At 39.2% G+C, this 14795-nt stretch carries 12 protein-coding genes; 3 read left to right on the forward strand and 9 right to left on the reverse strand.

Going from position 1 to position 14795, the window contains the following annotated elements:
- The first annotated feature begins 176 nt into the window (after positions 1-176).
- A complete protein-coding gene (locus KIM67_RS17125; RefSeq protein WP_313788449.1) occupies positions 177-935 on the forward strand; it encodes a nitroreductase family protein in 759 nt (252 codons plus the stop codon).
- Positions 936-937: 2 nt separating this feature from the next.
- Here the strand turns inward: KIM67_RS17125 and KIM67_RS17130 are convergent, their stop codons facing one another.
- Genes KIM67_RS17130 through KIM67_RS17145 form a run of 4 tightly spaced genes read right to left on the reverse strand, consistent with a single transcriptional unit; the run spans position 938 to position 4438 of the window.
- Positions 938-1777 (reverse strand): biotin-dependent carboxyltransferase family protein, encoded by an 840-nt coding sequence (locus KIM67_RS17130; protein ID WP_213832779.1) that lies wholly within the window; start codon positions 1775-1777, stop codon positions 938-940.
- Entirely contained in the window at positions 1770-2504 is a 735-nt protein-coding gene (gene pxpB / locus KIM67_RS17135) for a 5-oxoprolinase subunit PxpB (RefSeq protein WP_213832780.1), read from the reverse strand. The genes KIM67_RS17130 and pxpB overlap by 8 nt, the downstream gene beginning before the upstream one ends.
- The gene (pxpA, locus tag KIM67_RS17140) at positions 2501-3244 is read right to left on the reverse strand and encodes a 5-oxoprolinase subunit PxpA (protein WP_213832781.1); all 744 of its coding nucleotides are present in this window, start codon (positions 3242-3244) and stop codon (positions 2501-2503) included. Before pxpA ends, pxpB begins: the two co-directional genes overlap by 4 nt.
- Positions 3245-4438 (reverse strand): Nramp family divalent metal transporter, encoded by a 1194-nt coding sequence (locus KIM67_RS17145; RefSeq protein WP_213832782.1) that lies wholly within the window; start codon positions 4436-4438, stop codon positions 3245-3247.
- 180 nt (positions 4439-4618) lie between these two features.
- Between KIM67_RS17145 and KIM67_RS17150 the strand changes: the two genes are divergently transcribed.
- On the forward strand, positions 4619-5062 hold the full coding sequence (locus KIM67_RS17150) for a hypothetical protein (protein ID WP_213832783.1): 444 nt from the start codon (positions 4619-4621) through the stop codon (positions 5060-5062).
- Here the strand turns inward: KIM67_RS17150 and KIM67_RS17155 are convergent.
- Positions 5059-5469, reverse strand: coding sequence for a hypothetical protein (locus tag KIM67_RS17155; RefSeq protein ID WP_213832784.1), 411 nt, complete (start codon positions 5467-5469; stop codon positions 5059-5061). The two genes, KIM67_RS17150 and KIM67_RS17155, sit on opposite strands and share 4 nt — an antisense overlap.
- 232 nt (positions 5470-5701) lie before the next feature.
- On the opposite strand from KIM67_RS17155, the gene KIM67_RS17160 reads away from it, so the two are divergent.
- Positions 5702-6814, forward strand: coding sequence for a histidinol-phosphate transaminase (locus tag KIM67_RS17160; protein WP_213832785.1), 1113 nt, complete (start codon positions 5702-5704; stop codon positions 6812-6814).
- A gap of 5 nt (positions 6815-6819) precedes the next feature.
- On the opposite strand, the gene KIM67_RS17165 is transcribed toward KIM67_RS17160, so the two are convergent.
- The 4 genes from KIM67_RS17165 to tilS all read right to left on the reverse strand — a co-directional run bounded on the left by KIM67_RS17165 (position 6820) and on the right by tilS (position 14253).
- Positions 6820-8355: a YifB family Mg chelatase-like AAA ATPase gene (locus tag KIM67_RS17165; RefSeq protein ID WP_213832786.1), complete on the reverse strand. Its 1536-nt coding sequence runs from the start codon at positions 8353-8355 to the stop codon at positions 6820-6822.
- A 134-nt stretch (positions 8356-8489) separates the two neighbouring features.
- Entirely contained in the window at positions 8490-10886 is a 2397-nt protein-coding gene (locus tag KIM67_RS17170) for a penicillin acylase family protein (RefSeq protein WP_213832787.1), read from the reverse strand.
- 80 nt (positions 10887-10966) lie between these two features.
- A complete protein-coding gene (locus KIM67_RS17175) occupies positions 10967-12949 on the reverse strand; it encodes a protein-disulfide reductase DsbD (protein ID WP_213832788.1) in 1983 nt (660 codons plus the stop codon).
- Complete coding sequence (gene tilS, locus KIM67_RS17180) at positions 12946-14253, reverse strand: tRNA lysidine(34) synthetase TilS (RefSeq protein ID WP_213832789.1); 1308 nt, start codon at positions 14251-14253, stop codon at positions 12946-12948. The genes KIM67_RS17175 and tilS overlap by 4 nt, the downstream gene beginning before the upstream one ends.
- Positions 14254-14795: the final 542 nt, after the last annotated feature.

The following is a 14795-nucleotide window of genomic DNA, read 5'->3' on the forward strand; positions in this document are numbered from 1 at the left end:
TTTAAAATCCTATATCCACTTATTTTATTGGATGTATAAAAAAAGCCTGTATCAGTTTTTGATACAGGCTTTTTTAAATTAATGCCGTAGCTGTATCACTCCAAATATGGAATGCTAATGACGACGCTATTAATCAGATTTTTTGTTTTCATATTCCAATGATACAAAAATATTTTGTGAAAGTTCGTTTCGGTATCTTTAACGACATGGAAAAAACAGTAACCGAAGCTATTCACTATCGTCGTTCCGTACGCATCTTTAAAAGTGATGTTGAATTGGATTCCACTATTGTAAAACAATGTATCGAAAATGCAGTTTTAGCACCCACTAGCAGTAATCTACAATTATGGGAGTTTTATCATATAGCTGATAGGGATAACCTAAAACAGATGACCAAAGCCTGTTTAGATCAAAATGCGGCAAAAACTGCAAAACAAATGGTCGTTGTGGTTGCAAGAAAGGATTTATGGCGTAAAAGAGCGAAAGCCAATCTGGATTTCTTAAAATCAGTCTATGGTAACAAACCAGAAGAAGAATATTCAGGGAGAGAGAAATTTGCGTTGAACTATTATAAAAAATTGATACCTTCTGTTTATTTTGACTTTTTGGGAATATTTGGATGGTTAAAATACTTGATATTTCAAATTATCGGGATTTTTAGGCCTACCTATCGTCAAGTTCGGCAATCAGACATGCGCATCGTCGCACAAAAAAGTGCCGGGTTAGCTGCTCAAAATTTTATGATAAGTATGGCCGCCCTTGGTTATGATACTTGTCCCATGGAAGGTAGCGATACTTTGATGGTAAAGCGTATTCTTGGATTGCCAAGCGGTGCTGAAATTAATATGGTAATAGGTTGTGGGGTACGGGATGAAAAAGGGGTTTATGGGCCTAGATTTAGAGTACCGTTTAATGATATTTACAAAAAGATGTAAGGCTATAGCAGTTTAAAAGAAATCGTATCACCGTATTTTTTTTGGGCAAGTATGGAGATAGAAGCTTCTGAAAGTTGCAACACTCTCGGATATCCACCAGTGGTCTGACCATCTTTCATTAAAATTATGAGTCTACCCGCTGGTGTGAGCTGAACGGTACCAGGTAATGTCCCAGAGGTTAACATGGAATACCCATGTTTTTCTATAAGTTCTTTTAATTGATAGGCCATTCTATTATTTTCCTTGGAAATCGTGAAGCCTTTTTTGAACAAAGTGTCCAATTGATTTTTAGATAATATAGAAAACTCAGGCCCCTTGAGTACTTCAAGTGTATTGGGGTTAAAATTCCTTTTAGTCTTTATTTCAGAAATCGTAGGTGCAAAAGCAGAAGTCTCAGTATAGGCAATCTCGTCCTTATCACTTAGACATGGCTTTGTTGTAACGGGAAAATACTGGGAACGACTATCTAAAACTTTGTCTGTTTGAAATCCACCCTTAACTGCTAAATAACTTCTAAAACCCTGTTTCAACTTGCCATAGGAAAGTATATCGCCTTTTGAAACCTTAATTACCGAACAATACTCTAAAGGTTTGTTGTTTAATGTAGGAGACAAATCCGCTCCCGATAGACAAATATATGTTTCCAAGTCAAACTCTAATTTAGGGCCTGTCATGGTAATTTCGAGTACCGCTGCATCCAATGCATTATCCAGAAGTAAATTGGCTTTTCTTAGCGCATCATCATCCATAACTCCAGATACGGGAACACCCATTCCCCTATATCCAAACCTGCCTCTATCTTGTATACTAGTAAAAAAACCTGATTTAAGGACTTTAAGCATCTAAAGTGATTTTTTCAGGTGTATAAATACCTACTTCCCCTTCAATTTTACGTAAATCGTATTCCGCTCTTGTAATTTGGTAAAACATTATCTTGTCACCAACATTGACAAAACAGGGTTTCTTAGCTTTAGCGCTAAAGATAGGAATAGGACATCTGCCAATAATATTCCAGCCTCCCGGTGAATCCTGAGGATAAACACCCGTTTGTTTAGCTGCCAGTCCAACAGAGCCTTTGACTACATGTAGCCTAGGTTCTTTTCTTCTTGGTATTTCTAGTGCCTTGGGCAAACCACCCAAATACATAAAACCCGGTAAAAAGCCTATTCCATAAACTACATATTCGTAAGAGGTATGCATTTTTATCAAATTTTCAATAGATAAATCCAATCTTTTGGAGACCTCCTGAACGTCTATTCCAAAATCTTCATCGTAGCATACCGGAATTTTCCACAAGCATTTTTTTCTTAGAACCTTGGATCTGGTTTTTTCAGCGTAACAATCTTCAATAAGCTTTTTTATACTTTTAAAATCTATCTGCTCTTTGTTGTTCACCATCGTCAACGAACTGTAGGCCGCCGAAATTTCCCAATCGGGTATTTCAAGACTTTTAAAGGAATCAGTAAAATCAAGAATATCCTGTAAAATGGACTCGTCCACTTTATTGGGCCATTCCACTAAGACTGCGCTTTGGCCAAACGGTTTTATACTGATGGGGTAACTGTTCACTTTTGCAATTGCACCTTGTAAGAAGGTAATTCTGTTGAAAGATACATCAATATTTCCAATGCAGTCGGTGTATCACCATGAATGCAAATCGTATCTACTTTTATTTTTATTTCTTCACCGTTTAAGGTGATAACCTTTTTTTGTTTTACAATTGGCAATATATGTTCTAACACTGTTTCTGGTTCTTGTATAAGTGCAGTTTTAAGTTTTCTAGAAACTAAACTAAGGTCATCGTTATAATTTCTGTCCCCAAATGCTTCGTACATTACTCTGAACCCATTTTCTTCCGCTATTTCTGCAATTACCGATTTGAAAGGTACATAAAGGTAGACTTGATTCTTATGCTCGGATACAGCTTCGAGATATAATTTGGCAAGTACGGAATCCTTCGCTAATTGATTATATAAGGCACCGTGTGCTTTAATGTGGTGGAGTTCTACATCTTCTTTCTGAAGGATCTCATTAAAAATCGCGAGCTGGTCGATTATACTTTGTTTCAATTCCGAATTCGAAATCTTCATCACTTTTCTCCCGAAATTGGTTTTATCAGGATATGAGGGATGCGCTCCTACCTTAACGTTATGGGAATCTGCCAGCTTAACGGTTTTTATCATACTTTTTATATCACCTGCATGTCCGCCACAAGCAATATTACAGGAGCTAATAAGAGGCATAAGTGACTTCTCATTTCCAATACCTTCACCAACGTCACAGTTTATATCTATAGTCCAACCTTCCATTTAAAACAACCCGATTACTTTTAAAATACTTTTAGCTCCCAGAAAAATTGAAAAACCTACAATTACAAACCCCAAAACATTTTGAACAATTGAGTTTTTGTAGGTTCCCATTACAGATTTCTTGTTTACAATCCATAATAATAGCATCGCCATTACCGGGAGTAAGACACCATTGGCTATCTGGGCGAATTGTATAATCTGTATCGGATTAATATCGAATGACAAGAAAAAAACACCTAATAACAGTACCGCTGACCAAACCAACTTGAATTTTTTGTTTTTCATTCCTTCATCCCAGCCAAAACAGCTACTGGCAACGAAAGCTGCTGCAAGAGGTGCTGTTATCGCAGAAGTAATTCCAGCCGCTAAAAGCCCTGTTCCCATAAAATAGACTGCCGTTTTCCCGAACAGTGGTTCCAATCCTTTTGCCATATCCATTACATTGGTCACATCTTTTATGGGAGCGGCGGCAGCGGTAATTACTATGGCAATGGACACCAATCCTCCAAGTGCAATGGAAATAATGGTGTCCCATTTTACGGTATTCAAAGCATCTTTTGATTTCCACTTTTCCCTTGCCAAAGAAGCATGTAGAAAAAGGTTATACGGCACTACGGTGGTTCCTACTAAGGCTACAACGGTCAATAAACTACTTTCTGGTAGCGAAGGAAGAAACATTCCTATTACAATAGCTAAAACAGAAGGTTTGGTCATCAAGGCACTAATAACAAAACAAAGACCCATAATTCCAACCAAGGCGACAAATACCTTTTCCAAGGTCTTATAGCTACTGAACCATAAGAGAAGAAATGCCAGACCTCCTATCAAAGCGGGGTAAAAAGAGGAAAATTGCTGTCCAAATATGCCTTCAAGCCCTAAAGTTGCACCTCCGATATTTCCAGCCTCGTATGCTGCATTTCCAATGAGAATTGCTCCTAAAACAATCCCTACTACGGTTTGTTTTATCCACTTTGATTTCAACTCATCTTTAACTACATCTACAAGTCCATTTTGAGTAACAACACCAATTCTACCAGCCATTTCTTGAAGTATCATGGTCGCTAAAATTGATAACAATAGAGCCCAAATAAGGGTGTACCCATAACGTACTCCTGCCAAAGTGCATACTGTAATCGTACCCGGACCTACAAAAGCCGCGGCAATTAGAACACCTGGCCCTATTTTTTTAAACATTCAATTGCTTTTTTTCAGGATTCAAGTTAACAGGTTTTATGTTAAACTATGCATTTCATCCAAAAAAATGCATTTCATCTAAAAGTGGTATGCTATACATCGAACTTTTATACGAATATGAAAATGGTAAAGTTATAATAGTCCCAAATCGTATAATTGACTTAAACTTGACCAATACTCATGACATGCAAAGACTGCGGTAAAAGCATCGGGTATCTACAACACAAAGAATCTATGGAATCTTTGGGCGTAGAACTCTGCGAAAGACATACTCGACTTATTAAAAGAATCATTCTTGACAATGATACGCCGGTCGAAGCCATACAACTTTTCTACGCACTAAAAGTTGCTGGCGCCAATCCAATGTTGGAATGGTGGGACGGGAAAAAATCTGTTGACATTGCTATATCCAGGGTAAAGCTCAATATTGAAATTGACAAGGATTACAATATGATTACCCATGAACAGGCTATCAATGATTTAGAAGAGGCTATGCATTCTTTTAAGAACGGTTTTACTACGGTGAGAATACCGCATTTGGCCATCAAATATTACTTAGAAGATACTGTTCAAAATATCTTGGGAATCATAACCGGGCTAAAGGCAAATATCAAGGCCATCTAATCCATAAACAACAAGGGGTTACCAACTTTTTCTTGCTTGTATTCCAAAATATTAAAAGTCATGGGGTTTTCGCCAATATTCTCAAGGTCGTTGGTATAGTTTTTACCTCTAAACTCCCAATATTCGGTTTCTCCCGGCTCTAATTGCAACATGCTTATTTTACCATTGCCAAAATGTGTCAAAGCTAAGCCTCCAGTAGCGCATACCCAGCTGTAATTGGTATTGTGATTTCTGAAAGGAACACGTTTGCCAGGGTCAAGAGATAAATCCCAAAGTTTGACACTTTCGTTTTCAAACACCAACACTTCACCTAAAGATTGACTGATTTCTTGGTGCAGCAATTCTTCTATTTTTTCAAAATCCCATGTATCAAAATTTCCAACTGGGTTTAGTTCAACGCATTGCATACTCGTAAGCTTTTTCTTAAAAAAGGGAGGCAAAATTAGTATAAATAAAATTATAAAGTGCTAGAAGTGTGATAAAATTGCTTGATTTTCATACACTTACTGTATTTGTGCATTTTTAATAAGGTATTTACAATCAATATCTTAAAAAAACATACATTACTAATGGCGAGGTTATGTGAGAACCAGAGGTCTCTGTATTTTTTGTACCTTTTTTGACACTAAATAATCAACCATGAAAACTATTGATAGAAGACATTGGCTTAAAACCGTCGGATTGTCCGGTGGCTTTGCTTTTTTGGGTGGAACAGCTGCACTTGCGCATCACTTTGAACCTAGACCCTTTAAACTGGATGGCGTCGTTAAACTTAATTCCAATGAAAACCCTTTTGGGCCATCAGAGAAAGTTAGGGCAACTATAGCGGAATCTTTCGATATCGCATGTCGATATCCTTCAATAGTGTTTTCAGAATTGGTCGGGATGATTGCGGAAAAAGAAGGAGTAACCAAGGACCATATCGTAGTGACCGGTGGTTCAACCGAAGGTTTAAAAGCTACAGGACTTGCATATAGTATTGGCGGTAAGGAAATCATTGCTGCGGACCCTACATTCCAAGCATTGATGCGCTATGCTGAAAATTTTGGAGCGCACGTTCATCGAGTGCCCGTAGATAAAGGAATGGGGCATGATTTAGAAGCCATGGGCAAGAGAGTGACCAACAGAACCGGGCTTATCTTTATTTGTAATCCCAATAACCCTACTGGAACATTGTTGGGTAAATCGGTGTTACGAGATTTCTGTACTTCTTTTGACACGAAAGCTATGATTTTTAGTGATGAAGCCTATTACGATTTCATAACAGAGCCGGACTATCCATCTATGGTAGAACTGGTCAAAAAAGACCGAAATATTATCGTTTCCAAGACTTTTTCAAAAGTCTATGGTATGGCCGGACTCCGTATTGGTTATTTGGTAGCCCGACCTGATATTGCCTCCCGATTGCGAAAAAGTATCATGGCGAACACCAATATATTGGCCATACAAGCAGCAAAAACAGCGCTTAAAGATGACAGTTTTTATAAGTTCAGTATTCTAAAAAATAAGGAAGCAAAAGATTACTTGTACGATAGCTTTACCAAAATGGGTTTGGACTATATCGCCTCGCATACCAATTTTGTGTTTTTTGAAACGGGTCGAAATATTGTAGAAGTTAATGCCGCCATGGCAAAAGAAGGTGTGCTTATTGGCAGGCCTTTCCCCCCTATGCTGGAATGGGCTCGAATTAGTACTGGAACTATGCAGGAAATGGAAGCGTTTGTGCAGGCTTTGAAGAAAGTGATGGGATAAAGTACTTACCCCAACCACCCCTCCCTATCCAAACTACGGTATTGAATGGCTTCAGAAATATGGTTGCCAGAAATATGCTCAACACTTTCCAGATCTGCGATGGTACGGGCGACTTTTAAAATTCTATCATACGCCCTAGCGGAAAGGTTCAAACGTTCCATGGCGCTTTTCAACAATTGCTTCGAGGCTTCATCCAAAATACAGAACTCCCTAATCTGTTTGGTATTCATTTGGGCATTATAGTGTAGATGTTCTAATGTTTTAAAACGTTTGGTCTGGATTTCACGCGCAACCGTTACACGCTTACGGATATCCACACTGGACTCAGCCTTTCTATCCTCAGAAAGTTTTTCAAAAGGCACTGGGGTTACTTCAATATGGATGTCGATTCTGTCCAACAACGGACCTGAGATTTTTCCCAAATATCGCTGCATCTCCAGTGGTGAAGACGTCACGGGCGCATCGGGGTCATTAAAATAGCCGCCCGGACTTGGATTCATACTGGCTACCAACATAAAACTGCTGGGATACGTTACCGTAAACCTAGCCCTCGCAATAGTAACTTCCCTATCCTCCATGGGTTGGCGCATTACTTCGAGTACCCTGCGTTCAAACTCGGGGAGTTCGTCCAAAAACAACACCCCGTTATGCGATAAGGATATCTCGCCAGGTTGCGGATAACTTCCTCCACCAACTAAAGCAGCACTACTAATGGTATGGTGTGGGTTTCTGAATGGACGTTGACTCATCAAACCCATATTCTTGACCTTGCCGACGACACTATGGATTTTTGTGGTTTCCAATGCCTCGTGTAAGGTCATGGGCGGTAAAATGGAAGGTAAACGTTTCGCCAACATGGTCTTTCCTGCTCCGGGTGGGCCTATGAGTATGATGTTATGACCACCAGCAGCCGCAATTTCCATACAGCGTTTTATACTTTCCTGTCCTTTTACATCGGAAAAGTCAAACTCTGGGAAGTTCAAGCTTTCTTGAAATTCTTTTCGGGTATCTACTTTCGTCTGCACCAAGGCTTTTCCCTCATCAAAATAAGCAATGACCTCTTTAATGTTTTCCACACCATAAACTTCCAAGTTTCCAACGATGGCCGCTTCTTTAGCGTTTTCCTTTGGAAGAATGAATCCCTTAAAACCTTCTTCCTGGGCTTTGATAGCTATGGGCAGCGCACCAGTTATGGGCTGTAAGCTTCCATCCAGTGAAAGCTCTCCCATAATCAAGTATCTGTCAATATGCTCCGATTTAATCTGATTGGAGGCCGCCAAAATGCCCAAAGCCAAGGTAAGGTCATAGGCGGAACCTTCTTTTCGTAAATCGGCAGGCGCCATATTGATGGTGATTTTCTTGCCCGGAATTTTATAACCATTGTTTTCCAGTGCTGCGGCAATACGGTAGTTGCTTTCCTTTATGGCATTGTCAGGGAGGCCTACCAGGTGATATCCTATTCCCTTACTAATATTTACTTCAACAACTATGGTCGTAGCCTCTACCCCAAACACAGCGCTGCCATATACTTTTATAAGCATGTGCTATTCTTTTAAAGTCCAAAATGTTGGGGTTAAAACGATTATGGAGGATGATACACGGTTCTATCGACCGTAAACCAAAAATAAAGTATTTACCATAAACAAACCAAACGACTGGCGTTCAGCATAAGAAATCACTTTTTCGGTTTAAATACAAGTTTTGATTCAGCCTTATTTTGGATTTCTTCCTTGTTCATCATCATCTTACGGAATTTACCTTTTATATAGAGTTCTGCTTGATCTTTATAGTGTTTGCTAAAGGGATTTCCAGATTGACCAGTCGGCAATATGCTGATGCTGTTCTCTACATCCGAAAAATCAATAATACGCCTTGTCGATGGTCCAGAATTGACCTTGTAGTACCCCGTACTGTCATATGGGAATGCCATATTATTGATGACCTCTCTACTTCCGTGTACTGGAAAAGGACCTACATTGAAAAAACTTCGTAATGACTCTACTTGGCCAATGGGATGCCCATGCTCCAACGTATGCACTTTGTCCCAAGTCCACTGACTGGTGTCTGGGCCAAAATCCTTTAGTATTGATTCCCAAGCATCAGCGAAAGATTTTAACACGATATCATCTCGTGTCTCTATTTTATCTTTCGTATTTACGTTATCCCACCATGCACCTACACTCATTTTTGTACCCCATGCAATCTGGCGTTTCATCAAGTGTGTAGCCAAAAACTGCTCAAATTGTTCAGGGCCCAATTCATCTTCAAACGTATTTTTTAAAACATAGTAAACACAACGGTGATAGAGCAATGCATTCGTATCTTCTAGCGCATATTCACCATTCCAATTTTTTAATGCATCTATCTGTACCAATTGTTCATCGGTCAAGATTGTAACATCCACTAATTTTATCAATTCTGTGACCAATTGAGGATTTACGGTGGACGTCACATCCAAAATCATTTTGGAAGCTGATTCTTTGTCCCAATCATTTTTCCCATCTAGGAGTTCCACAATTCTTTTGGCCCTGTTTTCTGGCAAATAGTATCCGGGATATAGCATTCCAGCAATAGAATCTGGTTGATTGTTTGCTGAATATACATAGTTCCAAGGTGGATTTATAGCACTCGGGTTCTTTGAAAAATCCAGATAACCAAGGGATTCTTGTTTTCCTGATGCACCGTCCAACACAAACTTCGTGGAAATGCTATCGGGCATGGTATACAATTTTGCCGAAGCCCACCAAGCCACATTACCTTTGGCGTCCCCATACATGACATTAAGCCCGGGAGCATGAATTTTTGGGAGTGCAGCTTTAAATCCATCAATATCTTTTGCATGGGTCATACCATAAAGTGCATTCATTACCTCGTTTTTCTCTTTGGTATACACCCAGGACATTGCTATAGGCGTTTCCTCGGATATCTGTTTGGCAATATCGTTCATAACAGGGCCGTGCCTTGTTTTCTTATAGGTGAAGGATGTGGATTTGGCATCTTTAACCTTGATTTCCTTCGTAACATATTCATAGTCTTTCCAGCCAAGTTCTGTCCTGTACTTTGCGCTGTCAGAAGGGTTAGTTTGCTCGTAGTAAAAATTCAGGTCATCGTTCTGAAACATGGTGAGTCCGTAGGCAAGATTTCTATCATGCCCCAATAATGGAAAAGGCACCCCTGCAATATGATATCCATATTTCTCGTAATCGGGTGCGCTAACATGTGCTTCGTACCAAACGGAAGGTTGCGCAAAACCAATATGTGGGTCGTTAGCAAAAATAACCTTTCCCGATTTTGTCTTTTCGGGTGCCAAGACCCAGCTATTGCTTCCCTCGAATTGGGGGATGGGCAATTTTTTCATGATATCGTCCACCCTCATCGCAATATTGGTTTCCAGTGAGTCTGAAATTGTATTGCTATAGTTTTTTATCCAAACGGTAGAGGTATCGGATGTAATCGCTAAATCCTTCAAGTACGCTTCACCAAGTTGGTTTTTGATATTGGTCAATAACGGGTCGGTTTTATGTGCCATGGCAAAGCTAAAAGCCATGTAACCGACCGCATCATAAATATCCTCAAGTACAAAAAGTTCTTTATCCAATCCCGTTAAATAAAACTCAACTGGGGTCGGTCCTTTTTCTATAAATTCATTTATTCCGTCCAGATATGCTTTAGAGAGCACAACCATTTCACTTTGCATATCAAGTTGAGAAACTGTACGCTTGGTATGGTCATCAATACCTAGAGAGAGAAAAAATTTATCGGTCTCCAACAAATCCTTGCCAAAAACCTCTGAAAGTTTTCCTTTGGCAACCCGTCTCAACAATTCCATCTGCCAAAGCCGGTCCTGAGCATGCACATATCCTAAGGCACGAAAGGCATCTTCTTGCTTGTCTGCATAAATATGTGGAATTCCATACGTATCAAAATAAACATTTACATCACCAGTAAGGTTGGACAGTTTTTTTTCTCCGTCATAATCTGGCTTTAGGGTATTTATAAAAACAAAAACACCTATAACCAGAATTAATAGGATACTGGCAATGATAAGCAGCACTTTCTTTAGTCTCTTCACTTGAAAATTTGATTGATTTTTTAGTGAATCTAAGGTAAGCTATTTTAGAAAATTGTACTAAAAGTAAAGGAAAATACAACTTATCTATTCATAGAGAGCTGATATTTTTCAAGACCAGATTTAAGCCACTTTTCATATTCTTCGGTATCAACGTATTGTACCGCGTCATTTAGAATTTCAAGATTGGGAGAGAGCAATACATAATACGGTTGGGAGGCAGCATTAAAGTTTATGGTTTGAAACGTTCCCCATTTTTGTCCGATGGTTTCAATTTCCTTTATTCTTCCTGAGTCATATTCAAAATCAAATTTTTCATCGTCCGGAAGCTCTTTCCTATCATCAACATATAAAGAAATTAAGACATACTCCTCCTTAAGTATTGGATAGATGCTGGAATCGCTCCAAACATTTTCTTCCATTTTTCTGCAGTTTACGCAGGCCCAACCTGTAAAATCCAGAAGTATAGGTTTGTTCACTTTTTGGGCATATGCCAAACCCTCTTCAAAATCTTTATAGCAATCCAGTCCCAAGGGACAGTCGCTTTCGGTCTCTTTTATACTATAGAAATCTGGTGGCGGAAAACCACTTAGCAATTTTAAATTTGCCATATTTAACACCCCCAATATGAGATATACCGAAAAGGCAAGACTCAGAAATCCCACAAACTTTCTTGTTGGAGAGAGCCCTTGTTTTGGTCCATCGTGTGGAAACCTGAACACTCCAAAGAGGTAAAGTGTCATCAAAACGAACAATACTATCCAAATTCCCAAGAAAATCTCCCTTTTAAAAATCCCCCAATTTCCGACCAAATCTGCATTTGAAAGAAATTTAAAGGCTAGGGCAAGTTCCAAAAAGCCCAAGACCACTTTTACCGTTGTCATCCATCCACCTGATTTTGGCAAGGAATTCAACCACGCAGGAAAAAGTGCAAAAAGCGCAAACGGCAATGCCAATGCAAGACCAAAACCTACCATACCTGCAGAAAGATTTGTGGCCACGCTACCTTCGGCCAATGTGGTGCTTCCCAAGAGTCCGCCCAGAATAGGTCCGGTGCACGAAAAAGAAACAATGGCCAATGTCAACGCCATAAAAAATATGCCCATCCCTCCTCCTACTTTGGACGATGCTGCGTCCATTTTATTGGCCCATGAGCTTGGTAAGGTAAGCTCATAATATCCAAAGAACGAAAAGGCAAAAAAGACAAAAATGGCAAAGAAGAGTACGTTGAGCCAAATATTGGTCGCTATGGTATTCAAGATTTGTGAATCGACCGAATCGAATAGGTGAAACGGTAGGCTGAGCAAAAAATAGATAAGTACAATAAAAAAACCGTACAGCAGAGCATCGGCAATTCCTTTTGATTTTTGTTTCGTGCGTTTTGTAAAAAAGGAAACAGTTAGAGGGATCATTGGAAAAACACAAGGAGTCAACAATGCGATAAGTCCCCCTAAAAAGCCCAGACCAAAAACCATCCATATCATGTTTGATTTACCTCTAATGGTTTCCAGACCATCCTTATCCAATAAATTCTTATTCTTTAAATCAAGCTTTAAGGAAGACCCCAACGCAGCACTGCGCTCATCCAATTCCTGTTTTGAAGTTTGAAAAGCAGTACCATCCAACGAGATTTGGAACAACTCATCTTTTGGAATACAGACCTCTTTACATATTTGATAAAACAGGTTGACCGAAATCTGATTCAAACCGGGCTTCAACAATTTTATGCGCTGCGTAAAGACAGCATCTTTTTTAAAAAAAGTCTCGTCCACTTCAAAGACATCGCTGTACTCGGTTATCGTCTCGCTTTCTGTAGTTTTTCCAATCAGTTCGTAATCCTTCCCAGCTCCTTCAAAAGTGAATTCGCTAGGTAGGGAACCTCCTTCAGCGGTATATTGGGAATACACATGCCAGCCTTCCAATATTTTACCCTTAAACAATAACTCGTATTCCGTATCGGATATTTTTTTTACCTCGTGCGACCAAACAGCCGGATCACTCTCCGACTGAGGGGTCATGGATATTGTGAAAATGAAAAAAAACAAAAATGATACTAAATACTTCATGTTAGCAGTGTAATTTTTAAAATGCTGTTGGTTGATGCATCTACTTTAAAACGTTCGTCCATTCGTTTTCCAACGACCCAAATGATTACATCGCCCGAACACAATAACCATTGTTTTGATTTGGAATACATGTCCACTTTTTCGTCCTTGAAGAACTTGGAAATTTTTTTCTTCCCTTTCATTCCAAATGGATAAAAATAGTCGCCTTTTTCCCAATTCCTTAACAATAACGGATAGTTTAACTTTTCCTTATCCAGAAAAACCACATTTCTAGATGCACCTATCATGGCGTTTACCTCTTCAAACTTTAATTGGACAGGAAAATCGATACTGGTAGCATTTTCAGAAATGTCAAAAACTTCATTTTTTTGATCTTCCCGTTTCCTTAATATCAAATGCGTTCTGTCCTTGAGCAATTTATGGGTTTTTGACCTGACTTCTTTTCCGCTATTTCCAGTGAGCAATGTCTTTACGTTATCCCATTCGGTAAATCCAAATTCATGCAAAAGCTGATACAGATAGGCATCAATAGGTTGCAATTTCAGTAACTCATTTATTTTGATCTTGTAATGATTGTCGGTTTTATGGAACAATTCATTTTTAATCTCACCAATATGATTTTTCAGTAAGGCATCCGTTTGGGAAAGGTGATTTTGTGTATTTAGAAAATTCTCTAAAAATGTTGGATGGAGCTCTTTCAATTTTGGTACGACCTCCAATCGGATTTTATTTCGCAGATACTTATTTTCCGCATTGCTACTATCCTCTCTCCATTTGATATTTTCTTTTTTGGCATAATTTAAAATAGCATTTCTGGAGAAATGCAACAACGGTCTCACCACACTTCCATTTTGAGCGGGAATGCCTAGAAGGCCATCGATTCCCGTACCCCGCGAAAGGTTTATAATAAAGGTTTCCAAATTATCATCGGCATGGTGCGCTGTTAGGACATAATCAAACCTTTCTGTCCCCAAAATTTCGTCAAACCATTTATAGCGCAACTCTCTAGCTGCCATTTGAACCGAAACTTTATATTCTTTTACATATTGTTCTGTATCAAAGGAATTTACCAAAAAAGGGATTTTAAGTTGGTTTGAAAGATTTCGTACAGATGCCTCATCGCCGTCACTCTCTTTTCCCCTAAGATTAAAATTACAATGGGCCAGCGTAACTTCTAGACCATAGCCGACCGCCAAATGTGCCAATACAACACTATCAATCCCACCACTACAGGCCAACAACAGGCGTTTCTCCCTTAAAAAGGAAAAATTGGTATTGATGTGTTCGGTGAACTGCTTCAGCATTGTACAAAATTACCACTAAACCATGAATTTATATGGATTGTAAAAGGTTTTGGGTGAAAGTTTCAGGGTTTCAAGTTCTAATCTCTAAGTTCTTGGTTTTGACAGTTGACAGATGTCTGATGACGAATGCGGGTTTGGGTCTCGGGTGAAAGGTTTTGGGTGAAGGGTAAAAGGTTTAAGGGTTTTGGGGTTTCAAGTTCTAATCTCTAAGTTCTTGGTTTTGACAGTTGACAGATGTCTGATGACGAATGCGGGTTTGGGTCTCAGGAGAAAGGTTTTGGGTGAAGGGTAAAAGGTTTAAGGGTTTTGGGGTTTCAAGCTCTAAGCTCTAAGTTCTTGGTTTTGACAGTTGACAGATGTCTGATGACGAATGCGGGTTTGGGTCTCGGGTGAAAGGTTTTGGGTGAAGGGTAAAAGGTTTCAGGGTTTTGGGTTTCAAGTTCTAAGCTCTAAGCTCTTGGTTTTGACAGTTGACAGATGTCTGATGACGAATGCGGGTTTGGGTCTCGGGTGAAAGGTTTTGGGTGAAGGGTAAAAGGTTT

This window comes from Flagellimonas sp. 389 (assembly GCF_018449435.1).
Taxonomy (GTDB): Bacteria; Bacteroidota; Bacteroidia; order Flavobacteriales; family Flavobacteriaceae; genus Flagellimonas.

What these genes read in the sequence shown, in the direction of transcription:
- KIM67_RS17145 (WP_213832782.1), bottom strand. Translation starts at nt 4,438, where the DNA reads ATGTTTAAAAAAATAGGGCCAGGTGTTCTAATTGCCGCGGCTTTTGTA.
- KIM67_RS17175 (WP_213832788.1), bottom strand. Translation starts at nt 12,949, where the DNA reads ATGAAGTATTTAGTATCATTTTTGTTTTTTTTCATTTTCACAATATCC.
- pxpA (WP_213832781.1), bottom strand. Translation starts at nt 3,244, where the DNA reads ATGGAAGGTTGGACTATAGATATAAACTGTGACGTTGGTGAAGGTATT.
- KIM67_RS17160 (WP_213832785.1), top strand. Translation starts at nt 5,702, where the DNA reads ATGAAAACTATTGATAGAAGACATTGGCTTAAAACCGTCGGATTGTCC.
- KIM67_RS17165 (WP_213832786.1), bottom strand. Translation starts at nt 8,355, where the DNA reads ATGCTTATAAAAGTATATGGCAGCGCTGTGTTTGGGGTAGAGGCTACG.
- KIM67_RS17155 (WP_213832784.1), bottom strand. Translation starts at nt 5,469, where the DNA reads ATGCAATGCGTTGAACTAAACCCAGTTGGAAATTTTGATACATGGGAT.
- KIM67_RS17150 (WP_213832783.1), top strand. Translation starts at nt 4,619, where the DNA reads ATGACATGCAAAGACTGCGGTAAAAGCATCGGGTATCTACAACACAAA.
- KIM67_RS17130 (WP_213832779.1), bottom strand. Translation starts at nt 1,777, where the DNA reads ATGCTTAAAGTCCTTAAATCAGGTTTTTTTACTAGTATACAAGATAGA.
- tilS (WP_213832789.1), bottom strand. Translation starts at nt 14,253, where the DNA reads ATGCTGAAGCAGTTCACCGAACACATCAATACCAATTTTTCCTTTTTA.